We start from the raw sequence: 22,058 nt of genomic DNA on the forward strand, positions 1-22,058 counted from the left end.
CGGCCTTCACCAGATCGGCGCGGAGCCTCGCAGTCATGCAGGGGCGTCAGGTGTGCCGTCACAGCACGTACTCCTTCCGTTGTATTCACATTCCGTGCGTCACCTGCAGGCGCTGCGGGGCAGGTGATCGGTGCCGCTCCCCTCGCCTCGCGGCCAGGTATGCCGAGTTTCGTCAACCATTTCGACCCGATGGGTGCCGTGCGCCCGGCGTGCAGCCGAGGGCGTCGCTGTCGGGGTCGTCCGATGGCTGACCCGGTTCGGGCGTGGTGGACGGGGATCAGGCGAAGACGTCCTGCTGGTAGCGGCCGTCTGCCTCGAGCCGGTCGACCCACTGCCGGGCGGTTTCGTCGTCGCTGCCGGTGTGGCTGCGGTGGATGGCGGCGAGTGCTTCACGTACGGCGGGCGCCATGCGGCGGCCGTCGCCGCAGACGTAGACGTACGCGCCGTCTTCGAGCGCCTGCCACACCGTGTCGGACTCGGCGATGAGGGCGTCCTGGACGAACCGGGCCGGGTGGTCGATCACCGCGGAAAAGGCGGTGTACACCTGGGCGATCCCAGCTTCCTTCCAAGCGTGCATCTCCTCCCGGTAGAACCAGTCGTGCTCCGGGTGGCGGCAGCCGACGAAGACCTGGGACGGGCCCACCTTCGTGCCGTTCTCCCGCTGCCAGGCGCGCTCCTCCAGGAAGCCGCGCAGAGGTGCGATGCCGGTGCCGGGCCCGATGAGGATGAGCGGTGTGGCGGGTTCGGCGGGCGGCGCGAAGGGAGGAGAGGGCACGCGCACGTAACCGTAGAAGACGTCTCCGGGCTTAAGTCGTCCCAGGTACTGGGAGCACAGGCCGCGATACGCGCCGTTGCCCGACAGTGCAGGGCCTTCGACGAGGCCGACGGTCAGCCGTACCTGGCGCGGGCTGGCAAGTGGAGAGGAGGAGATGGAGTAGAAGCGGGGGCGGATGGGCCCCATCATGTCGAGGAACACCGCCAGCGGCAGTTCGACGGCGGGGAAGCGATCCAGGAGATCCAGCACCGAGACCCGCTTGCCGAGGATCTCCTTCTGGTACCGCTCGTCTGCCTCCTCGGTGTCGGTCGCGTAGGCCTCCAGCTGCGGCTTGGTCCAGGGGCACGGGGTGTGCTCGGCCAGGATGCGCACCTGGGCGCGGGTGGCCACCTCCTGCAGCTCCAGGAACTCGGTGAACAGCAGTCCGGCTGTGACGGGCACGCCCACCGGCAGGTGCGTCCTGCCACCGGCCGGCTGGTCGAGCCGGAGCACCTGGTCGTGCTCGACGCCGAGCCGCGCCAGCGCGCGGGAGACCAGCGCCGGCTCGTTCTTGGCGAAGACGGCCAGGTGATTGCCGGTGGCGTAGGTGACGCCCTCGGGCAGCTCGACGGTGATGGACTTCGCGGACGGGCGTGGTGGCTCGATGCTGAAGTCCCACAGCCCGGTCGGGTCGTCCACGAGCTCCTCGTTGGCCACCACGGTCAGTGGGTGGGCCTGCTCGGAGACGACCGCCGGGCGCACGTCCGCCTCGGTGAGCAGCCGCACCTGGTAGCGCGGTCCGCCGGCGTCGGAGGTGTCGGCGGCGTACTCCTCGGCCAGGGTGGTCCACAGGGCGTCCATCCAGCGGGTGGCCATGCCGTCGAAGTCGGAGGCGGCATCGGCCACACCGCGCTCGATGACCGGGGTGGCCCCGGCGGCCAGCAGGGCGGCCTCGACCCGCTTCGGAAACGCCTGGTAGGTCGCCACCCACTGGGTGTTGCCGGCGCCCAGCAGCGCGAAGCGCACGTTGGACAGCGAGCCTTCGGGCAGCCCGGCGGCGATCAGGTCGTCGAAGCGCTGGGCGTTGTCGGGCGCCTTGCCGTTGTAGCTGGCGGCGACGACGACGAGCAGGCCCTCGGTGGGCGGGTCGTCGCCCAGCTCGTCCAGGCTCAGCAAGGTGGTGCCGAACCCGGACCGCTCGCCGCGGTCGGCGATCGTGCGCGCCAGGTCCTCGCAGCTACCGAGGCTGGAGGCGTAGGCGACGGTGAGGCTCACCCCGACACCGCTGACCGCGGCCTCCTGCTGCCTGTCGTCGGTCTGCGCCGCTGAGACACCGAACATGGCCCGCTCGTGCTCCTGACGGGTCCGCACGACCAGCTCGAAGTCGCCGGGCTTGCGCGTCAGCGCCTCCCGGACGTCCATCTGGTAGTCGGTGGTGTCGGAGAACTTGAACTTCTGCAGTACCAGCGCGAGGGCCAGGCGGGCCTCGGTGAGCGCGAACTGGCGGCCGATGCAGGCACGCCGGCCGTTGCCGAACGGCTTGTAGGCGTGCGAGTGGTGCTTGGCCCGGTTCTGCGGCAGCCACCGGTCGATGTCGAACTCCAGCGGACGCTCCCACGCCTTGGGGTGGGTGTGCGTCGGGAACATGAGCAGGTTCGTCTTCGTGCCCTGCCGCAGGTGGTAGCGGCCACCGATGACGGTGTCCTCGAACGGCGCCTTCATGATCTGCGGGATGGGAGCCCATAGCCGCAGGGTCTCCTCCAACACCCGCGGGATGACGTCCAGCTTCATGATCGTGTCGTAGTTGGGGACGGTGTCGCCGGGCAGCATCCGGTCCACCTCGGCGTAGGCCTGGGCCAGCACGTGGGGGTTGCGCATCAGCGAGTACGTGGCGAACGACAGCAGACCGCTGGTGGTCTCGTGACCGGCGATCAGGAATGTCAGCACCTGATCGCGAACGTTGTCGTCGTCCAGCCGCCTGCCGGTCTCCGGGTCGACAGCCTCCATCATCAGGCCCAGCAGGTCATCCTCACCGCCGCTCTGCCCTCGACGGCGCTCCTTGATCACGCTCTCGACCAGCTCACGCATCAGCTGGATGTTCTCGCGGTACTTCTTGTCGTCGGCCTTGCGCAGCTTGGTCATCATCGGCAGCTCCTGCGAGCGCCGCATCGACTCCACCAGCGCCTCCAGCAGCGCCTGAAGGAAGGGATGCAGCCCCTCCTTGCCGAAGGAGTCGAACCGGTAGCCGAACCCCGACAGGGCGATGGTGTCCAGCGTCAGCCGGGTGTAGTCGTCGGTCACCTTGACCGGCTGCCCCTGCTTGCGCTCCCACTTGCCCACCAGATTCTGGGCGATCTCCAGCATCTGCCCGAAGTAGCCCTTCATGGCCCGCTGGCTGAAGGCCGGCATGAGGATCCGGTGCGCCATGCCCCAGACCTCCTCATCGTCGTGGGCCGTGAACAGGCCGGCGCCGGCGTAGTCCCGGACATGGCTCAGCGGCGGGAAGATCGGCTTGCCGAAACGGGTCTCGTCGCAGACCTCGGTCACCAGGTCCGGGTCGTAGACGAAGACGTTCTCCTGGCCGGCGATGTCCATGCTGAAGATCCCCTCGGGGAACTGCTTGGACAGCTCGGCGAAGTACTCGACCGGGTTGGTGTCGGGGATCTGCGGCGTGTGGCCGAGAATCGGGATCCCGCACGAGGACCGAACGGGGGGAAGGCCGGTGGCGAGCTGGTCGGTCATGGGTCTCCTCCTGGAAAGGGAAGCTGCGGCAGCAGGCGCTTGCCGCGGTTGGACTTGTGCTCTCAGCCGAGGCCGAGCTCCTCTTCGACGGCGGCAAGGCGTTGCCGACCTTGCCGCGGCGCTCGGGCGTGTTGGTGTTCGGCACGTCGTGCTGATCAGCTACCCCTTGCATATATCTGACGATATCGTCACTAATGGACAGTACCGTCAGTTATGCAATGATTCGTCATACAGTAGTGAGTGTTTCGTCACTCCTGACGGACTGAACTACAGTGAATCGGGGAACTGGACCGGCACGGCGCGGCGCTGGATGGGCTGACCGGCGGCATGGACGACCCGGCCGAGGTGTTCGCCTTCAGCTGCCGGCTGACCGCACGCCCGCAGCGCCGCCATCCCCAGCTCAGCAAGCCCTGCTCAACACCGGCCTGACCGTCGCCACCTCCGAGCACGGCATTGCCAGGAGGTGGCGAGGGAGAGCCCAAGGGGCGGTCCGGTCGGGAACGGGTGCCCTGGCACCTCCGGAAGCTGGCCCGGTCGCTTTGATGAGGTGCTCGGGGGGGTTGACGACCGCGCGTCCTTGGATCTTGCCGTCGTGCAGGAGCTGGTAGGCCTCGCCGACGCACTCCAAGGGGAAGTGGGTCAGTCGCGGATCCCGTCGAGATCGACCAGGACGTGGCGCGGGCCGCGGAAGATCTGGTTGTGGCGGTATGGCGGCGGGTCGACGACGAGCCGAGGGTTCTCCGCGCGGCGGAAGAACTCGCCGACGGCGATCTGGACCTCCAGCCGCGCGAGCGGGGCGCCGAAGCAGTAGTGGATGCCCTGGCTGAAGCCGAGGTGCTGGTTGTCCGGCCGCTCGAGGTCAAGCTGGTCAGGGTTGGCGAACCGTTCCGGGTCGCGGTTCGCCGAGCCGTAGACCAGGAAGATCGGCGCGCCCTTCGGGATGGTGGTGCCCGCGATCTCGATGTCCTCGAGAGCGGTCCTGGTGTGCCACAACTGGACCGACGACTCCAAGCGCAGCAGTTCCTCGACCCCCGGCACGATCAGCTCGGGCCGGCGGCGCAGCTTCTCGAGCTGGTCGGGGTGCCGCAGCAGGGAGAGCACGCTGTGGGCGATCAGATTGACCGAGGTCTCATGCCCGGCGAAGAGCAGGAGCACGGCGTTGCTGATGAGCGACTCCTGCGACATGCGGTCCTCGGGTCCGTCGTCGTGGACCATCGCCGAGAGCATGCCCGGACCGGGATGCTTGGCGTAGTGGTCGAGCAGGTCGGCCAGGAACTGCCTGAACTCGCCCACCATCTCGACGCTCCCCTGCGCCAGGCGCTGCTGCTCCTCCGAGGTCGCCTCCGGGCCGAGGTCCACACCGTCAAGGGCTGCCTCGATCCAGGCGTGGAAGCGCGGTATGTCCTCTAGCGGGACGCCCAGGATGTTGCAGATCACGGTCACCGGTAGGGGGAAGGCGAATTCGTCGACGACGTCGATGCGGGTCTTGCCCTTCATCTTGTCCAGCAGGTCGGCGACGATTCGGCAGATCTCGGGCTCCAGGTCAGAGATCATGTGGGGACGTTCGGGCGGGCCGAAGTGGCGCATCATCAGGCTGCGATCTCGATCATGTTCGGGCGGGTCTTGGGTGATGATGTTCGGCTCGATAACGACCTGCGTAATCGGCGAGGATCCGGCCTCCACCTCGGCCGCGACCGGGGTCGCCCCGGGGCGCTTCGTGACATCGGAGCTGACCCGGGGGTCGTGGAGCAACGCGACGACCTCTCGGTAGGTGCTGACGACGTAGGTGCCGTCCGGCTGCCGCGCCACCGGGGTCTTCCGGAGCTCGGCGTAGAACGGGTACGGATTGGCGCGGTTGGCTTTGCGGAGGGACTGCTGCCAGGGGGTTTCCTCGACCATGATGCTCCCGTCCTTCCTGTTGTCCCGAGGGGCGCGCGTCAGTGACCTCGAGGCCGGAACTCGGCTCTCCGCTCGTTCGGGTCGTGGCCGGTCAAGACGACGTCGGGCAACGCCGTCGGGGCGCCCGGCGCTGGGAACTCGGCCGGCATCGGGTTCATGTCGTCGGGCCGATCCCAGCCTGGCGGCGGGGGCGGGAACGGGGCGGATTGCTCGATCAGCCGCGCGTAGTACTCCAGCCACTTGCCGTGATCGAAGGTGACGGCGGCGACGATGCGGCCCCGACGACCGTAGGCGGCGGCGAAGCGGCGCTCCTTCACGGACCCCTGCGTGATGACGATCTCGTCGCCGAACGGCGGCACGCCGACGGACTTGATGTTGACGCCGAACTGGCCGGACCAGAAGCCGGGCAGCAACAGATGCGGATGGTAGTCCGGTTCGAGGTTCACCATGTTGTGGGCCGCGACCTCGGCACCGAAGACGGCATTGTCCCAGTGCTCCATCGCGAGAAACTGGTACTCATACAGCACGTGGGGCGCGCGCGCCACGTCCCCCGCCACGTAGACGGTGTCGGTCGCCACGCCGTTGATGTCGAAGGCGCGACCGCCGGCGTCGCAGCCGATGCCCCAGAAGCCGGCCGCCAGCCCGGAGCCCTCCAGCCAGTCCACGTTGCGGATGGACCCCAGCGCGGCCAGTACCACGTCGGCCTCGACGGTGGTCCCGTCCGAGAGCCGAGCACTCCGCACGTGTCCGCCCGCGTCGCCCTCCAGCGACGACACGCCCACCCCGCAGCGCAGGTCCACGCCATGGTCTCGCTGCATCTCCGCGGCGATCTGGCCGATCACCCCGCCGAGCGCGCCGACCAGCGGCGCCGAGCCCCGCTCGGCGACGGTCACCGGGATATCGAGCTCCCGGCAGACGGAGGCCACCTCCGAGCCGATGAACCCGCCGCCGATGACCAGCACCCGCGACGGCCCTGCCGCCAGCGCCTGTTGCAGCCGCGCGGCATCATCACGCGAGCGCAGTGAGTACACCCCCTCCAGGGCGGCCTCGGTCGGGTTGGGCCACCGCCGCGCGCGAGTGCCCGTGGCGATCAGCAACCGGTCGTACGGGACCTGCTCGCCGTCGGCCAGGCGCACCTGCCTGGTGACCCGGTCCAACCCGGTGGCCGCCACGCCGAGCCGGCACTGCGCATCCAGGTCCCGCAAGCGGGGCAGCTGAGTGTGGTCGGCCGGCACCCAGCCCTTGAGCACCTGTTTGGACAGCGGGGGACGGTCGTAGGGCTCATACGGCTCGTCCCCGATGATGGTCAAAGACCCGCGGAAGCCCTCCTCGCGCAGGGCTTCGGCGGCCCGCAGTCCCGCCATGGAGGCGCCGACGATGACGATCCGGCCGTTGGCCTTGAAGTCGCGCACCAGCTCCGCGACCGTTGCCGGCACGGTCATGACGTCACGCTCCGCTCCGCGCCGTTCAGACGGTCGATCACGATCGCTTGCACCGGGCAGGCCGCAGCGGCTCGCTGAACCTGCAGGCGCCGCGCGTCATCGGGGTTCGGCTCGTAGGCAAGCGCCTCCTCACCACTCAACTTGAAGACCTCGTGGGCCAGAAACACGCACTGTGCGTATCCCTGGCACCGATTCAGGTCCACGACGATACGCATGGGCAGCCCCCTTCCGTCCACGCCTGCCGCCCCACAACGACCATCGGTCATTCGGCTACGCGACTATCCGGCCTTCCGCCAGGCGACCCAGCTGGACAGGCCCATCAATGCCTTGAGCGTCACGGCACGGGGACCCCGGTCCACACCCGATGGCGTCGGCACCAAGGTGCGCCTCGGCCGATCCCCACAAGACAATTCTCCACCCGGTTCCCATGAGCACAACCGCTGTCAGGTAAACATGCTCCGTGCCGAACATTCCGGCCGCTACAGGCGGCGTGCGCGGTAACGCTACAGCGGCCATGACGGAGGCCCGTCGGCAAGGGCGGCCCGCATGCCCTGGGTGGGCTCTCCGATAGCGGCAGCGGCCTCAGCGGGCCGGCGAGCACCGGCACACGGCGCAGCCCATGCGAACGCCCTGCCTACGACCTCGGCCCAGAGGGAGACACCGCGGGTAGATCGTCGACATCTGCCCTCTCGGGGGCTGTACCACTGTGACCCCGCTGAGTGTGAGCGCGGGCCCGCCTCGGTCTCCCCGCCGAGATCGAGATTGACCTCCACGTCGTCCAGTGCTGTGTTCAGGTCGTAGATGTGGTCGCCGAAGCCTCTGATGCTCATGACCGGTTCACGTGCCGTCGACGGGCACTGCTACGCGATGGCGTCGGGGCGAAGCAGGTCCAGCTCGGGCAGGGGACGTTGGCAGACTTGGTGGGCCTCGTCGGCGGGGATGCCGAAGGTGCGCAGCAGGTCTTCGGCGATCTGGTCGCTGGCCTGGGCGTCGTCGCGGTCGGGCTGGGTGTGGAGCAGTTGGCCGAGGCATAGTGCGGCGCCTGCGGCCATCACCAACGCGAGCTCCGGGTCGCCCACGGTGAAGCGCCCGGCTTTGATGCCGGCTTGGATGTCGCGTCGGGCACGCGGGGCAATGCCGTGCTCCGAGGCGGCGATGGCCAGGCCGGTGTTGAGCAGGACTTTGCTGAGCTGAGGATGGCGGCGGTGCAGGCGTCCGGTCAGCCGGAAGCTGAAGGCGAACACCTCGGCCGGGTCGTCCATGCCGCCGGTCAGCTCATCCAGCGCCGCGCCATGCCGGTCCAGGGCGTCTTCCACCGCTGCCTGGAAGAGTTCGTCCTTGCCGGAGAAGTGGTTGTAGAACGAGCCCATGCCCACGTCGGCGGCCTGGGTGAGCTCCAGGATCGCCACATTGGTCCTGCCGTCGGCGATGAAGGTCTGGGCCGCCTGGACGAGCGCGGCGCGGGTGCGCGCCTTGCGCCGATCCAAGCGGCTCGGTACGGCGTCGGCCATCTGTTCTCACTCCTGTCGCTGCTGTCACCGCCCACTGTAGTGCGGTCCGTCAGAAGTGACGGGATACTCACTATCGTTTTGACCGCTCATTACATAAGTGACGATACTGTCCATAAGTGACGACACCGTCAGAAGCATACAAGAATCATCAGACATGAGAAGAATCGGGCGATTGGCGGCGAGAGGGTCCAGATGTGCGCCGCCGCGGGCGCCTCGCGCATTGGTCGATCGGCCAAGGCGACTCCGCGGAGAGCGCGCCCGCACATCCCGCCAATCCAACAGATCAGGGAGGCAGATTTCATCATGCCCGCAATCACCGACACCACCGCAGTAAGTCCAGAGCACGCGGTCAAGGCGCTGCTGAGCGAATACGACGCCCTGAAGGCGGAGGAGCGGCAGCGGATCGGCGCGCGCGGCCAGTTGCTGTACGCCACGCTCACCGCAGTCGCCGGTATCAGCACTGTCACCACAACCATGGGCCGGCTGGAGTTGCTGTTGCTGCTGCCGCTGGCCGCCGCGGTGCTGGGCTGGGCCTACCTCACCAACGATCACAAGATCGCCGCCATCGGGCGGTACGTCCGCGACAGGTTGGGGCCGCGTCTGGTCGCCCTCGTCAACGACGGCTCCGGTGACATCGGCGTGTTCAAGTGGGAGAAATACCACCGCGAGGATCCACTCCGCCCCTCTCGCAAGCGGCTACAACTGGCGGTGGACCTGGCTGCGTTCTGCGCGCCCCCGCTGGGCGCCCTGACCCTGCTCTGGCTGCTTGGCCCGCACACTCCAATGGTCCTGATCGGCTCGGCCGCCGCACTGGCCACAGTTCTGGTCCTGGCCACCCAGATCATTCGCTACGCGGACGTAGCCGGTTCCGTACAGCGGGCATGATCGCACGACCGCCTCAGCGAAGAACCGCGCCCAGGGCGAGTGTCACGGTGCCTGACCCCAACCCACGTCGAGAAGCCTGCCCTGGCGTCCAGTCCGAGGCCCGTAGCCGGCGTTTCGGCAAAGCCCGGAGCATCTCGCAGTAGGCCGCACTTCCCTGGAACATGGTGCTGTCCCACTACCATCCATCAGGCATATCGAGCGAGTACGCCGACTGGAGCGGCCACCTGCTGCCCAGGCAGGAGCGCCAGCCGCGGCCGGCGCGTTCTGTGAGAAGGTCGGGTTGCCCGACACCCCGCCGCCTTCATCGCCCACCTCCAGGACTGCGGCGAGGCTGCACCTCCACCGCGCAAGGCGCAAGCAATGGGAGGGCATTTTCGCAAGGCCCTCCCTTCCTGGGCCCGCCGAAAGCTCCGACCTTGAGCTGGGTCAAGCCGTCATATAAATCCATAATTCATATGACAACTATCGGCTGAGGACGACGTGGAGGGCGGGATGGTCGGTGTATCGCATGCCGGCGACCTCGGTCCTGACGAACCCCAGGTTGGCCGCGAACACGTGCTGCACGCTCCCGTCCCCCTTCCTGAAGAACGGCGCCTGGTTGCACTCCTGCACGTTGGGCCCGAACAGCGGGGCGTACTTGAGGTTGAAGTCCCCGGCCAGGATGACCGGCTTGCCAGCCGTGGTCCGGCCGTGCAGCAGAGCGATGGCCGCCTTGCACTGCGCCATGGCGACGCTGCCCGTGGTGGACAGGTGTGTGCTGCACCCCACGAGATCGGCAAATTCGGCGCACACGTAGACGCGCTTCTCGGTGCCGCTGTCTTGGATGGCGTACTGGCCGGAGAAGACCGTCCCCGGAGTGGGTGAGCGGAAGATCAGGCCGTTGCCGTACTCGTCACCGTTGGTGCAGCGTACGGGCGTGCCATCGGGACGGCGGGCGGGCGCGAACGTGCTGAAGCCGTTCCCCATGGCAGGGGCGAGCACGGGCAGGTCGTTCTTGCAAATCTCGTTGAGCGACAGGACGTGGGGTTGCCTGGCGGTGATGACGGCGTTCGCCTCCTGGATGGTGGCGGCCCCGTTGAAGCAGGAGGTGTTGACCCCGCTGTGGCACAGGTTGAGCTGCAGGACGCGGAACTCCTGCGCGGCGCCCGCCGGTAAGGCGCCCACGGAGACGAGGACCAGAATGAGAGAGATGAGGACCGACAGCTGACGACGCATGCGCTGATTCCCCTTTGACGATGATCGACGACTTTGACAGCGTCTCAGCGACCTCCGATACCGTCGAGGGCATGCGGCTTCTGTGGGACGATCAGCGGTCATCAGATCGTTCTGCCGGGCGGGGTTGGTGGCCAGCACGTCCTGGTGCTTGGCCCAGCGGGTGAAGGAGACCAGCGCGGACGGGTGCCGGTTCCAGGTCGCGGCGGCCGCGCCGCTCATGTGCTCCGTCACCGCGGCGTAGTCCTCCGGCTCGAGCTCGGGGCTCACCCGGCGGCGTACAGCTTGGCGATGCGCGCACCGAGGTCGGCGCCGTAGTTCTCGTGGTAGACCTGGGCGGAGCAGTAGACCGCGCCGCCCTGGCGGGCCAGGGTGGGCGTCCAGACGGCGGCGTTCTCCACGCCGGGGTCGCTCATCTCCAGACCGGTGAGCGCGATGTCGTCCACGCTGACGTCGATGAAGTAGTCGCTCACGCCCTTGCGCTCGTACAGGCGCCATTGCAGCGTCGCGCTCGTCGCCCCGCTCAGCTTGGCCGTGAGGTCGACCGTCGCCTTCACCCACGTGTCCGCCGCGTCGGCGGCGACGTCTCGCTCCCAGACCACCTGGCCGTTGAGCAGGAGCTGCTTGATGTGGTACCCAGCCGGATGCTTCGGCCCGCGGGCGTCGCGGTGCCAGAAGCTCACCACCCGCTTGGCCGCCCCCGAGATCAGGACGGTTTTCCGCGTCGCGCCGCACGACATGCCGGCCTTGGTGGCTGTCTGCTTCTGGACGACGAAGCTCAGCCGCCCGTCGCCCGTGCGGGCCAGGTTGTCGGTCGTAGGGCGCGTCCATGCCTGGTCGCGGGAGAGGAACGGGAGCTTGTACTGCAGGACCCCGGCGAGTTCACCACTGCGGACGTGCTCGACGCCCTTCTTGGTGACCGCCTCGACGTAGGACACCGTCGGCTTCTGGGCGGCGTGGCTCAGCGGGTAGGCGTAGGGCATCAGGTAAACCTCCGTGCCGGGCAGCCTCTTGGCGAGCTGCTGCACCTGGTACGACAGGCTCCACGACCAGGAGGTGTCCCGGTACGGCTCGTCACGGAAGGGCAAGACCACCCCGTCCACCAGCGGGATCTGCTCGGCGATGAACGCGTCGGTGAACTGGGCGTAGTAGACGGTCGGGACGAACTTGAGCGCGGGGCTGATCGCCTTGGCCACCGACCGCATCTGCCCGACGTAGGCGGGGGTGAACGTCTTGAGGTCGTAGGCGTAGTCGTCCACCGTCCAGCCGACCAGGTTCGGGTGGCTCTTGGCGAGGGTGGCGATCTCGCGAGACCAGGCAACGTAGTCGTGCTTGAACGGCCGGGAAACGCAGCAGCTTTCCTGGCTCGGCGAGTACACCAGCACCCAGACGTCGATCCCGGCGGCGGCCGCCGCGGGCAGGAACTCATCCCGCAGGTCGGTCCAGTGCACGTTGTCACCGGCCATCGGATAGACGTAGGTGTTCGCGTTGAGTGCTTTCAGCCCCGCGATGATCGCCTTGGTGTCCACGTGCCTGATCCCGTCGGCGCGCGGCTGCTCTTCACGCATGAGGTTGCCCGCCGTGCCCAGCGCGCCCGGGACCCTGGCGTGGGACACGCCGGGGATCATCGACAGCAGCGCGGCGAAGACGGTCACTAGCGCGAGACGGATCACGAGAGTTCCTTCGGGGATGATCAGGTACGAGCCAGTCAGCGTAGTGAGCTCCGGTATGTCGCCGGTATGTCTCCAGGTGCGGCTCAGCAGGTGCCGGCCCGCCCGTCAGCGTGGCGTTTCCGGTCCGGGGACGAAGGCGGGGCCGTGGCCGGGCACGATGATGTCTGCGACGGCCAACACCCGCTTACGTGCGGCGTGGAGCGCGTGCATGTCGACGGCATGCCTGTCGCCGTGCGAGGTGGCGTCATTCCAGACGTGCGTGTAGGCGACGATGCCGTCGAGTGTCCCGACGAGTGTGGTGATGTCCTCGAAGGTGTGTCCCGGCGTGCGGATCAACATGATCCCTGGGCTGAGCTTGTAGCCCTCGGCGTCCCTCCAGGTCCACTGATCGTCGCAGTAGATCGCCCAGTGGTCATGGAACCTGGCGTTGGGGAACAGCGCCGCGTTGAGAGTGTGGTCGGGGTGGTGGTGGCTGAACACCACATCGGTGACGTGATCCGGCGCCACTCCCAGAGTCGACAGCGGATCGAGGATCAGCGATCGGCTCCGCACCATGCCGGGATCGATCACGAGCCGGACATCGCCGTCTTCGACATAGCCGACCGTGCTGGCCACTCCGGCACTGCCGTACCCCTCATGCAGGACGGTCTGAACCGCGCCGGCCGTGAGATCCGTCATGTTCACCTCTGTTCTGTGCCTCATGGCAAGTGTGGAGGCGGCCGGCCCATTGCCGGGAGTGGCAAGACTGCACATGTTCGCCGGATTTCTGCCACGATGTGGCCGTGCCCCCCTTCCGTTCGATCGCCGCCTACGCGACGCAAGGAGTGAGCGCCTTCAGCCTCGGGCTGGTTGGCAAGGTGTTCGCTGACCGCACTCGGCTGGGCGTGCCCGCCTTCGAGTTCTTCGTGTGCGCCGAGCGGCCCGGCGATGTGCGCACCGACCTCGGCCTTCCGCTCAATGTCGAGTTCGGGCTGGACCATCTCGCCCGAGCGGATCTGATCATCTTGATCCCCGCGGATGATCATGTTTCCGCAGATGCACCCCCATCCGCTTTGGTGGAGGCGATTCGCGCCGCTCACGAGCGGGGTTCGATCGTCGCGAGTTTCTGTACGGGGTCCTTTGTCCTGGCCGCCACGGGTTTGCTCGACGGTCGCCGCGCCACCACCCACTGGAGCCTGGCTGACGACCTGGCCGCCCGCCACCCAGCCGTCTCCGTCATGCCGGAGGTTCTCTATGTGGACGAGGGCGCCATCGTCACCGGCGCCGGCGCGGCTGCGGGGATCGACCTCTGCCTCCACTTGCTGCGCCGCGAGCACGGCGCGGCGATCGCCAACGTCATTGCCCGCGAGATCGTCGTCGCACCCCACCGTGACGGAGGCCAGGCCCAGTACATTCCCGCCCCTGTGCCGACCGACGGTGGTGACGAGCGGCTCGCCGGTGTGCTGGACTGGGCGCGGCAGAACCTGGACAAGCCGCTGTCGGTCAACGACCTCGCGGCTCAGGCGCTCATGAGCCCCCGCACGTTCGCCCGGCGCTTCAGGATGGCGACCGGGACCACACCGTACGCCTGGCTGCGTACTCGACGGCTCGATCGCGCCGAAGAGTTGCTCGAGACCACCGACCTGCAGGTCGAACAGATCGCACACCAGGTCGGCTTCGCGTCGGTCTCCGTGCTGCGCGAGTTGTTCGTTCAGCGCCGCGGCGTATCGCCTCGCGCGTACCGGCGAGCCTTCAGCCAGTTGTAAAGGCGCCACAGCTCCGCGGTGGCAGATCACCGCGCAGCCCCGGACCCGTTTGCTGTCGCTGGTACGGGGCCCATGCCGGGCACGCGAATGTGACCATTTGACCTAGAGCGGACTCTAGGGTGAATACTTCCGCCGAACGCCCGACTTGGTTCACAGGGAGATGATTTAACATGAAATACCGCACGATTGGCAGCGATCCCAGGACTCGCCGTAATGTCAGCGTGCTGAGCCTCGGCGCGATGATGTTCGGCACCGCCATCGACGAGGCGACGTCGTTCGCCATCCTTGACCGCTTCGTCGAAGCCGGTGGGAATTTCATCGACACGGCCAATAATTACGCCTACTGGGTCAATGGCACCCAAGGCGGTGAAAGCGAAGCGCTGCTCGGCCGTTGGCGACGCAGCCGCAACGTCACGGACGAGATCGTCATCGCCACCAAGCTCGGAGGACGGCCCAACGCTCCGGCGACCGGCCTCAGCCACGACCTTGAGGGCCTGTCCGCCCAGGTGATTCGGGAGTCTTCGGAGCGAAGCCGGGAACGGCTCGGCGTGGACAAGCTGGACCTGCTGTACGCACACGCGTACCTCGAAGGTTCCAAGGTGCCGCTGGAGGAGACGGTCGAGGCTTTCGCGGGTCTGGTCCAGGAAGGCGCTGTGGGTCTTCTCGGGGCAAGCAACCACTGGGCCTGGCGACTCGAGCGGGCGCGGAACCTGGCGGCCGCTGCGGGGCTGCCCGGCTATGAAGTCCTGCAGTACCACCACTCCTACCTGCGCCCGCGCACCGATCTGCCGACGCTGCGCTCCAAGGACGGAAACCTCGGGGTCGTCGGCGGGAACCTGCTCAGCTATCTGAGAGCCGAGCCCGCACTCACGCTGGTCGCTTACTCGCCCTTGCTGGGCGGCGGCTATGTACGTGAAGACAAGCCGCTCGATGCCGCGTTCGACCACCCAGGCACAGCTCAGCGTCTCGCGGCACTGCAGGAAGTGGCGAAGGAGACAGGAGCGACCGTCAACCAGGTGGTGCTCGCCTGGCTCATCGGCGGCGATATCCCGATGATCCCGCTGGTCGGCGCCTCCTCAGTCGAGCAACTGGAGGAGAGCCTGGCTGCAGTGGACCTGGAGTTGACGGCGGAACAGCAGGCGAAGCTCGACGCCGCGTACTGACACTCCACTTTGGACACTATTGGCCGACAGCTCCGGCGGCACTCCCTGACCTGCCGCCGGACCTGCTTCGCGTCGTGGCGAGGCTTCGCGCGACCGCCGCGACGCTCCGAAGCTCACCTGACCTGGGCCGCGATCACCTTGACGACGCGCCGCCCACCAGGAGGGACCGCCACGCCGGGATAGAGCAGACGACGGCCCGCCTCGCCACCGGCTGCCTGATTCTGTGCGCCTCCAGCGCGTGGGTAATTCGGTGGACAACCGGATCGTCGATGCCCTAGATCTGCTTGCCGGAACGTGAACGCCAAGTCCATCGCAAAGGACTGGGGCATCTACCGAACTCGACAGTTTGCACGTGAGGGCAACCATGACAATCGCCATGCGCCGCTACACAGGGCCCGCCGACCTGCGGGCGATGCAGGACCTGACACAGCACATGTGGTCGACCTCCAGCTCACACCACGTCGGTGATTTGGCCTGGGAACGCTTGCACACCACACAGCAAGCCGACTGGCCGATCGCGCTCTGGGAGTCCCAGGGCAAGGTGGTCGCCTGGGCCTGGGCCCAACTGCCCGACGGCCTACGGCTCGAAGTCGACCCGGCGCACTCTCCGTTGCTACCCGAGATCTTGAACTGGTTCGACCACCTGGCCGGTGACCGCCCCCGCGAGATCAACCCCTTGGACACCCAATCCGACCTGCGCACCGCCTTGCTGCGGCACGGATACGAGCCCCAAGACGAAGCACCCTTCTTCGCCTACCACTCGCGCGACCTCACCGGCCTGCCCGAGCCGGTGCTGCCGGACGGATTCATCGCACGCGCCGTTCGCAGCGAGGAGGACCTGGACAGGCGAGTCGCGGTCCACCAGGCAGCTTGGAACTCCACCCGCGTGACGCTCGAGTCCTACCGCAACGTGATGGCCGCCTGGCCCTACCGGCCCGAACTGGACTGGGTCATCGAGGCCCCCGACGGCCGATTCGCCGCCAACTGCTTGATCTGGCATGACGATCTCCACCAGACCGGCCTCATCGAACCCGTCGGCACCCATCCCGACTTCCGCCGTCTCGGCCTCGCCCGAGCCGTCTGCACCGCCGCCCTCCACGCCCTGGCCAAGGAGGGCGGCAAGAACGCCATCGTCTACCCGCGCGGCGACGACGCCTATCCCGTGCCGCAGATCCTCTACCAGAGCATAGGTTTCCGCCCCTACACCCGAACACGCACCTACCGGAAAGAACGGGCCGCTGTAATCTCGCCCGCTACATGACCTCACGAAAGTCCAGGCAGGTAGTGCTCAAGCCGCGACGAAGCAACGCCGGTGCTCAGCTTGCCGTTCGCTGTCTCGGGGTCATGCGTCCGCCCACCGCTGCTACAGGGTGTGATGCCATGCCGGACCGCGTGTGCTCGACCGCCGCACCCGCTCTGGGGGAATTCGCCGAGGCCGTCGCGACGAATTCCGGCCAGGCGCCGGGTCTACCTTGTGACGGATGCGATGCGATGCAAGGGGACCGGGATGAATGCATACCCGCAGGATGTTGAGCAGGCCGTGGCACCGGACGGCGGCAGGGTCGGGGACGCGGAGTTCTTGGCTATGGCGAACTCCCTTCGCGGCGAGCTTACGGCTCACTGCTACGACCTGCTCGGCTCGGTGCACGAGGCCGAGGACCAGGTCCAGGAGACACTTCTACGCGCGTGGCGGCAGATGCTCGACCAGTACGCCGCCGCGTTCGAGACTGGCGACATGTCGGTGCTGGACGTCGGGCAGGCGGAGCCGGATGTGCTCACCGGTCGAGAGATCGTGGCGCGGCAACTGCAACTGTGCCCGACCTTGGGCAACTGCCGGATGGTGCCCAGCACCGTCGCCGGCAAGCCCGGGTTCGCGGTCTACCGCCCCGCCGCCGACGGCGTGCTGCGTGCGCACGCCCTTGAGGTACTGGATGTGTCCGACGCCGGAATTGATGGCATCACCGTGGCCGAGGACCGCGGGATGTCCGTCCTTTACGGCCTCCCGATGACCGTTGAGGTCGGCGCTCCGGCACGTCGCAGTCGATGACCGCTCAGGATTCGCTGGCCGGTCTGGTCCGCGGCAAGAGTCTCACGGAGCGCGCGACTGGTTTCGTCCGCTACGCCGTCAGCCACGTGACCACGGACGACTTCTCCCGGCCGACACCTTGTGATCAGTGGGATCTGCGGACGTTGCTGTCGCATGTCAACGACTCGCTGGCCACGTTGAGCGAGGGCCTCGAGAACGGGCGCCTCGGCCTGGAACCCGATGTGCCCTCCGACGGCGGCGGAGACGTGCTGGCGGTGTTCCGCCAGCTCACCAACAGGTTGCTGGAGTCGTGGATCTGTTCCGGACACGACGGCGATGACCGGATGATCGAGGTCGCGGGCACGCCGCTGCACAGCCTGCTGTTAGGCGGCACGGGCGCGCTCGAAATCGCCGTGCACGGCTGGGACATCGCGACGGCGTGTGGCGTCGACTGCGTCATCCCCACCGCGCTGGCCACCGACCTCTACGACTTCGCCCGCATCGCGGTGAGCCCCGACAGCCGACACCCGCAGTTCGCCGAGCCGGTGCCGGTGCCGGAATCGGCAACGCCGGCCGACCGGCTGGTGGCCTATCTCGGCCGTGACCCCAGGATGGCCTTCCGACGGGCCCCGTGAACGCAGACCGGCTGCGTGCCTACTACCGCGAGCGGGGCTTCGCGCACCGTGGCGACGTCGCCGTCACGGGCGCACCCGGGCAGCGTGACAAGGAGGGACCGATCACCTGGGGCAGCCGCTACGAACGGCCGCTCCAGGGCGGGCAAAGAGACGCCAAAGCCATGCTCTAGCGTGATCCCCATGAAGGCGGCTCGGTATCTGTGCTGGCTGGCCTGGGCGCAGAAGGGCCGGGTCGCGCTGGGCGCGACGCTGGGAACCCTCTGGATGGTGGGCCTGACGCTCCCGCCGTACCTGCTGTCCAGGGCGATCGACGACAACCTGGCGCCCGGCTGGGTGCTGGCGCTGCTCGGCGCGGGCCTGGTCAACGCCTGGCTGGCGATGTTACGGCACCGCACGATGACCAAGATCCGGATGGACGCCAACTTCCGTACCGTCCGCGCCCTGGTCGAGCAGATCAACAAGCTTGGCGCCGACCTGCCCAAGCGCGCTTCGACGGGCGACGTGGTGACGATCGGCATCGGTGACGTCAACGCCATCGCCGCCTCGCTGACGGTGACCGGCCCCGGCGTGGGCGCGGTGGTCAGCTACGGCGTGGTGGCGGCGCTGCTGCTGCAGGTCTCCGTGGTGCTGGCCGTGGTGGTGCTGCTGGGCGTGCCGCTGCTGGCGATCCTGCTCGGCCCGCTGCTCGGGCGGCTGATGAAGGTGCAGAACGGCTACCGCGAGAACCAGGGCAGGCTGACCACCCGCCTGGTCGACCTGATCGAGGGGCTGCGGGTGCTCAACGCCTTCGGCGGCAAGGGCACCTACGCCGAGCGGTACCGCGCCGACTCGGCGAGCCTGCGCGAGCAGGGCTACCGGGTGGCGTCGCTGACGAGCTGGATCGGCGCGCTGGGCGCCGGATTGCCCGCCCTGTTCCTGGCCGCCGTCACCTGGCTGGGCGCCCGGCTGGCCGCCGAGGGGGCGATCACGGTGGGCGAGCTGGTCGGGGTATACGGGTACATCGCCGTACTGGTGGTGCCGGTCTCCTTCTTCATCGAGGGCAGCTTCCAGATCAGCCACGGCCTGGTCGCCGCCCGCCAGGTCACCCGCTTCCTCGCGCTGCGCGCCGAGGAGCGGCCCCGGCCCGCCGGGCCGGAGGTCGCGCCGGGGAGCCTGGTGGGGCTGGTCAGCGCCCGGCCCGAGGAGAGCGTGGCGCTGCTCGAAGGGCTGGGCGGGTTCGACGGCACCTCTCTGATCGCCGACCACGACGCCGCCCTGTTCGCGGGCACGCTGCGCGAGGTCCTCCAGGGCCGGGGCGAGGCGGACGACGAGGCCATCCACCGGGCCGTGCATGTCGCCGCGGCGCAGGACGTGGTCGCAGGGCTGCGCCACGGGCTCGACTCGATGATCGAACCCGGCGGCCGCAACCTGTCGGGCGGCCAGCGTCAGCGCGTGCGCGTGGCCCGGGCGCTGCTGGCCGAGCCCGAGGTGCTGCTGGCCGTGGAGCCCACCTCCGCGCTGGACGCGCACACCGAGTCCCTCCTCGCGGGGCGGCTCCGTACGGCACGCGCCGGCCGTACGACGGTCGTGGCCACCACCTCGCCGCTGCTGCTCGCCCAGGCCGACCAGGTGCTGTTCATCGAGGAAGGGAGGGTGGCCGCCTCCGGCACCCACCGCGAGCTGATGGAGTCCACCCCCGCCTACCGATCGGTGCTCGCGTGAACCGCGACCTGCCCATCGCCGACCGCCAGCAGGTACGGCGGGCCGCCCTACGCCTGGTCAGGCGCGACGTGCCGGGCTTCACCGCGACGCTGCTGCTCAACAGCCTCGCAGCGGCCGCAGCGCTGGTCAGCCCGTGGTTGCTGGGCCGCATCATCGACTCCATCAGCGCCGGAGGCACGGTCGACCTGCTCGCCGCGATCGCCGTGGGCGCGGCGCTGGCCCAGCTGGTCCTGTCCAGGTACGCCGAGAAGGTCGGCACCGGCTTCAGCGAGCGCGTCCAGGAACACATCCGCGCCGAACTCCTGGACCGCGTGCTGGCCCTGCCCGCCGCCACGGTCGAGCACATCCGCACCGGCGACCTGACCGCCCGCGGAACCACCGACGTGGCCGTCGTCGGCCGCACCCTGCGCGACGCCGCCCCCGCGATCCTCGTCTCGAGCCTGCAGGTGCTCTTCCTGATCGTCGCCGTCTTCCTGGTCGACCCGGTCCTGGGCGCCTGCGGCCTGCTCGCGCTGGCCGGCATCGTGGCCGCCTCCCGCTGGTACCTTCGCCGCGCCCGCCCCGCCTACCTGGAGGAAGGCGCCGCCCGCTCGGAGCTGGCCGAGCACCTGGCCGCCAACGCCGCGGGCGCCCGCACCATCGAGGCCCTGGGCCTGCAGGCCAATCGCACGCGGGCGGCGGAACGGGTGATCGAGCGCGGCCGGGCCGCCCAGCTGCGGACCCTCTTCCTGCGCAGCGTGCTCTGGCCCTCGGTGGAGGTCTCCTCGCTCCTGCCGCCCGTGCTGGTACTGCTGCTCGGCGGGGTGCTCCTGGACCGCGGCCAGGTCACGCTGGGCGCGGTCGTCACCTGCGTGCTCTACCTGCGCCAGCTCGGCCAGCCGATCGAGACGATCCTGATCTGGCTGGAGCAGCTGCAGAGCAGCGGCGCCTCCTTCGCCAGGATCGAGGGCCTCGCGACACCGGCGCGGGAGGAGGTCGCCGCCGGGGCGCCGCAGGGCGACCGCATCGAGGCGTGCGGCGTGCACTTCGCCTACGAAGGCGGCGACGACGTGGTGACCGGCGTCGATCTGACCGTACGGCCCGGCGAGCGACTGGCCGTCGTCGGCCCCTCGGGAGCCGGCAAGTCCACCCTGGGCAAGCTGCTGGCCGGCATCGACCGCCCCCGCCTGGGCACGGTCACCGTCGGCTCGGCGGCCGTCGCCGACCTCTCCCCCGCCCAGCTCCGCGAGCACGTCGTCCTGGTCACCCAGGAACAGCACCTGTTCCTCGGCACCGTCCGCGACAACCTGCTGCTGGCAGATCCGACGGCCGGCGACGACCGCCTGGGCAAGGCGCTGGCGGCGGTCGGCGCCGACTGGGTCGCCTCGCTCGACGACGAGCTGGGGTCCCAGTCGTCCGGCGCCGCCCTCGGCCCGGACCGGGTCCAGCAGCTCGCCCTGGCCAGGGTCATCCTGGCCGACCCGCACACGGTCATCCTGGACGAGGCCACCGCCATGCTCGCCCCCCGTACGGCCAGGCGCGCCGAACGCTCGCTCGCCGCCGTCCTGGAGGGGCGGACCGTCATCGCCATCGCCCACCGCCTGCACACGGCCCGCGACGCCGATCGGGTGGTGGTCATGGACAACGGCCGGGTGGTGGAGGTCGGAGCCCACGACGAGCTGGTCGCGGCGGGCGGGGTGTACGAGGCGCTGTGGAGGTCGTGGCAGGGCTCGCGGAGACTCGGCGCCGGACACGATTCTCCGCAGCGCTGACCGGTGAAGCCGGGAGACGGTCAGACGTCGGCGCCGGAGGATCGGGACGCGGGCTCGAGCGTGGAGTGAAGGAGAGACGCGAGGCCCAGGGCCCGGGCGATCCGGCCGAGGGTATCCACGCGAGGGAGCCGGCGATCGCACTTCACGTCCCTGACACAGCGCACGGACACGCGAGCCCGTTCGGCGAGTTGTTCCTGAGTGAGCAGCAGCCGGCCTTCCCATGACCCCGCTCAACTTCCGATCATCATCAGCAACAACAAGCCGCCGCTCGATCTGGCCCCGGCAGGCGACGCCCCGCCCATCACCTCAGACCCGCCCTTCCACCACGACGCCCGGAAGCTGCTGCTGCCGGCGTTCACCAAGGCGGCGGTAGCCGAGCAGGAGGCGGCGACGCGGGCGTACTGCCATGAACTGATCGACGCCCTGGAGGGGCGGAAGGTCGTGGACGCCGCCCGCGACTACGCCCAGCACATCCCGATGCGGGTGATCGCCGGCATGCTCGGCTTCCCACCCGAGGACGGCCCGCGGTTCCGCGAGTTCGTCGAGAACGTCCTGGAGAGCGTCAACCAGCCGCCCGAGGAGCGCTTCGAACGCTTCAACGAGCTGTCCGGCTACCTCGTCACGCAGATCCACGACCACATCGCCAACCCTCGCGACGACCTGGCGACGTACCTCGTCAACGCCGAACTCCACGGCCGCAAGCTCGACCCCCTGCACGTCGTGGGCATGATGATGCTGCTGCTCATCGCGGGTATCGACACGACGTGGAGCGCCATAGGAGTGTCCCTGTGGCACCTGGCCAAGACCCCGGCGGACCGGGAGCGCCTCGCGGCCGAGCCCCACGAACGGAGCGACCACCTGGGAAAGTGCGCATCGACGCTCAGCAGCGCTCGTATGTGGAGAGGGTGTCGTTGAACCC

General features: G+C 68.6%; 19 protein-coding genes. 10 read left to right on the top strand and 9 right to left on the bottom strand.

What is annotated here, in order from left to right:
- Positions 1-277: 277 nt before the first annotated feature.
- From V5E28_RS39855 to V5E28_RS39875, 5 genes are all read right to left on the bottom strand, one after another.
- On the bottom strand, positions 278-3,496 hold the full coding sequence (locus tag V5E28_RS39855) for a bifunctional cytochrome P450/NADPH--P450 reductase (protein ID WP_336214920.1): 3,219 nt from the start codon (positions 3,494-3,496) through the stop codon (positions 278-280).
- Positions 3,497-4,135: 639 nt separating this feature from the next.
- On the bottom strand, positions 4,136-5,395 hold the full coding sequence (locus tag V5E28_RS39860) for a cytochrome P450 (protein ID WP_336214921.1): 1,260 nt from the start codon (positions 5,393-5,395) through the stop codon (positions 4,136-4,138).
- 38 nt (positions 5,396-5,433) lie between these two features.
- Positions 5,434-6,837: an NAD(P)/FAD-dependent oxidoreductase gene (locus V5E28_RS39865; protein ID WP_336214922.1), complete on the bottom strand. Its 1,404-nt coding sequence runs from the start codon at positions 6,835-6,837 to the stop codon at positions 5,434-5,436.
- The gene (locus tag V5E28_RS39870) at positions 6,834-7,052 is read right to left on the bottom strand and encodes a ferredoxin (protein ID WP_336214923.1); all 219 of its coding nucleotides are present in this window, start codon (positions 7,050-7,052) and stop codon (positions 6,834-6,836) included. Before V5E28_RS39870 ends, V5E28_RS39865 begins: the two co-directional genes overlap by 4 nt.
- A 645-nt stretch (positions 7,053-7,697) precedes the next feature.
- Complete coding sequence (locus tag V5E28_RS39875; RefSeq protein WP_336214924.1) at positions 7,698-8,348, bottom strand: TetR/AcrR family transcriptional regulator; 651 nt, start codon at positions 8,346-8,348, stop codon at positions 7,698-7,700.
- Between the two features lie 303 nt (positions 8,349-8,651).
- Between V5E28_RS39875 and V5E28_RS39880 the strand changes: the two genes are divergently transcribed.
- Positions 8,652-9,233, top strand: coding sequence for a hypothetical protein (locus V5E28_RS39880; RefSeq protein ID WP_336214926.1), 582 nt, complete (start codon positions 8,652-8,654; stop codon positions 9,231-9,233).
- Between the two features lie 462 nt (positions 9,234-9,695).
- Here V5E28_RS39880 and V5E28_RS39885 read toward each other — a convergent pair whose 3' ends face one another.
- The 3 genes from V5E28_RS39885 to V5E28_RS39895 all read right to left on the bottom strand — a co-directional run bounded on the left by V5E28_RS39885 (position 9,696) and on the right by V5E28_RS39895 (position 12,796).
- A complete protein-coding gene (locus V5E28_RS39885; RefSeq protein ID WP_336214927.1) occupies positions 9,696-10,715 on the bottom strand; it encodes an endonuclease/exonuclease/phosphatase family protein in 1,020 nt (339 codons plus the stop codon).
- A complete protein-coding gene (locus tag V5E28_RS39890; protein ID WP_336214928.1) occupies positions 10,712-12,118 on the bottom strand; it encodes a hypothetical protein in 1,407 nt (468 codons plus the stop codon). The genes V5E28_RS39885 and V5E28_RS39890 overlap by 4 nt, the downstream gene beginning before the upstream one ends.
- 105 nt (positions 12,119-12,223) lie before the next feature.
- Positions 12,224-12,796, bottom strand: a complete 573-nt coding sequence (locus V5E28_RS39895; RefSeq protein WP_336214929.1) for an MBL fold metallo-hydrolase — start codon at positions 12,794-12,796, stop codon at positions 12,224-12,226.
- Between the two features lie 104 nt (positions 12,797-12,900).
- On the opposite strand from V5E28_RS39895, the gene V5E28_RS39900 reads away from it, so the two are divergent.
- The 8 genes from V5E28_RS39900 (at position 12,901) to V5E28_RS39935 (ending at position 21,139) form a co-directional block, all read left to right on the top strand.
- A complete protein-coding gene (locus tag V5E28_RS39900; RefSeq protein WP_336214930.1) occupies positions 12,901-13,863 on the top strand; it encodes a GlxA family transcriptional regulator in 963 nt (320 codons plus the stop codon).
- Between the two features lie 170 nt (positions 13,864-14,033).
- Positions 14,034-15,026 carry an aldo/keto reductase gene (locus V5E28_RS39905; RefSeq protein ID WP_336214931.1) on the top strand — a complete coding sequence of 331 codons (993 nt, stop codon included), beginning with the start codon at positions 14,034-14,036 and terminating at the stop codon, positions 15,024-15,026.
- Between the two features lie 364 nt (positions 15,027-15,390).
- Positions 15,391-16,287, top strand: a complete 897-nt coding sequence (locus tag V5E28_RS39910; protein WP_336214932.1) for a GNAT family N-acetyltransferase — start codon at positions 15,391-15,393, stop codon at positions 16,285-16,287.
- 324 nt (positions 16,288-16,611) lie between these two features.
- On the top strand, positions 16,612-17,073 hold the full coding sequence (locus V5E28_RS39915; RefSeq protein ID WP_336214933.1) for a sigma factor: 462 nt from the start codon (positions 16,612-16,614) through the stop codon (positions 17,071-17,073).
- Positions 17,070-17,687: a TIGR03086 family metal-binding protein gene (locus tag V5E28_RS39920; protein ID WP_336214934.1), complete on the top strand. Its 618-nt coding sequence runs from the start codon at positions 17,070-17,072 to the stop codon at positions 17,685-17,687. The genes V5E28_RS39915 and V5E28_RS39920 overlap by 4 nt, the downstream gene beginning before the upstream one ends.
- A complete protein-coding gene (locus tag V5E28_RS39925; protein ID WP_336214935.1) occupies positions 17,684-17,857 on the top strand; it encodes a hypothetical protein in 174 nt (57 codons plus the stop codon). The genes V5E28_RS39920 and V5E28_RS39925 overlap by 4 nt, the downstream gene beginning before the upstream one ends.
- A 10-nt stretch (positions 17,858-17,867) precedes the next feature.
- Positions 17,868-19,388 (top strand): ABC transporter ATP-binding protein, encoded by a 1,521-nt coding sequence (locus V5E28_RS39930; protein WP_336214936.1) that lies wholly within the window; start codon positions 17,868-17,870, stop codon positions 19,386-19,388.
- On the top strand, positions 19,385-21,139 hold the full coding sequence (locus V5E28_RS39935) for an ABC transporter ATP-binding protein (protein WP_336214937.1): 1,755 nt from the start codon (positions 19,385-19,387) through the stop codon (positions 21,137-21,139). The genes V5E28_RS39930 and V5E28_RS39935 overlap by 4 nt, the downstream gene beginning before the upstream one ends.
- Positions 21,140-21,159: 20 nt before the next feature.
- On the opposite strand, the gene V5E28_RS49775 is transcribed toward V5E28_RS39935, so the two are convergent.
- Positions 21,160-21,309 carry a hypothetical protein gene (locus V5E28_RS49775; protein WP_442945938.1) on the bottom strand — a complete coding sequence of 50 codons (150 nt, stop codon included), beginning with the start codon at positions 21,307-21,309 and terminating at the stop codon, positions 21,160-21,162.
- Between the two features lie 28 nt (positions 21,310-21,337).
- Between V5E28_RS49775 and V5E28_RS39940 the strand changes: the two genes are divergently transcribed.
- A complete protein-coding gene (locus V5E28_RS39940; protein ID WP_336214938.1) occupies positions 21,338-22,054 on the top strand; it encodes a cytochrome P450 in 717 nt (238 codons plus the stop codon).
- The last annotated feature ends 4 nt before the right edge of the window (positions 22,055-22,058 follow it).

It is taken from the genome of Nonomuraea sp. LPB2021202275-12-8 (genome assembly GCF_037044575.1).
GTDB lineage: Bacteria > Actinomycetota > Actinomycetes > Streptosporangiales > Streptosporangiaceae > Nonomuraea.

What these genes read in the sequence shown, in the direction of transcription:
- V5E28_RS39915 (WP_336214933.1), top strand. Translation starts at nt 16,612, where the DNA reads ATGGCGAACTCCCTTCGCGGCGAGCTTACGGCTCACTGCTACGACCTG.
- V5E28_RS39860 (WP_336214921.1), bottom strand. Translation starts at nt 5,395, where the DNA reads ATGGTCGAGGAAACCCCCTGGCAGCAGTCCCTCCGCAAAGCCAACCGC.
- V5E28_RS39930 (WP_336214936.1), top strand. Translation starts at nt 17,868, where the DNA reads ATGAAGGCGGCTCGGTATCTGTGCTGGCTGGCCTGGGCGCAGAAGGGC.
- V5E28_RS39880 (WP_336214926.1), top strand. Translation starts at nt 8,652, where the DNA reads ATGCCCGCAATCACCGACACCACCGCAGTAAGTCCAGAGCACGCGGTC.
- V5E28_RS39870 (WP_336214923.1), bottom strand. Translation starts at nt 7,052, where the DNA reads ATGCGTATCGTCGTGGACCTGAATCGGTGCCAGGGATACGCACAGTGC.
- V5E28_RS39895 (WP_336214929.1), bottom strand. Translation starts at nt 12,796, where the DNA reads ATGACGGATCTCACGGCCGGCGCGGTTCAGACCGTCCTGCATGAGGGG.
- V5E28_RS39865 (WP_336214922.1), bottom strand. Translation starts at nt 6,837, where the DNA reads ATGACCGTGCCGGCAACGGTCGCGGAGCTGGTGCGCGACTTCAAGGCC.
- V5E28_RS39910 (WP_336214932.1), top strand. Translation starts at nt 15,391, where the DNA reads ATGACAATCGCCATGCGCCGCTACACAGGGCCCGCCGACCTGCGGGCG.
- V5E28_RS39855 (WP_336214920.1), bottom strand. Translation starts at nt 3,496, where the DNA reads ATGACCGACCAGCTCGCCACCGGCCTTCCCCCCGTTCGGTCCTCGTGC.
- V5E28_RS39905 (WP_336214931.1), top strand. Translation starts at nt 14,034, where the DNA reads ATGAAATACCGCACGATTGGCAGCGATCCCAGGACTCGCCGTAATGTC.
- V5E28_RS39875 (WP_336214924.1), bottom strand. Translation starts at nt 8,348, where the DNA reads ATGGCCGACGCCGTACCGAGCCGCTTGGATCGGCGCAAGGCGCGCACC.
- V5E28_RS39920 (WP_336214934.1), top strand. Translation starts at nt 17,070, where the DNA reads ATGACCGCTCAGGATTCGCTGGCCGGTCTGGTCCGCGGCAAGAGTCTC.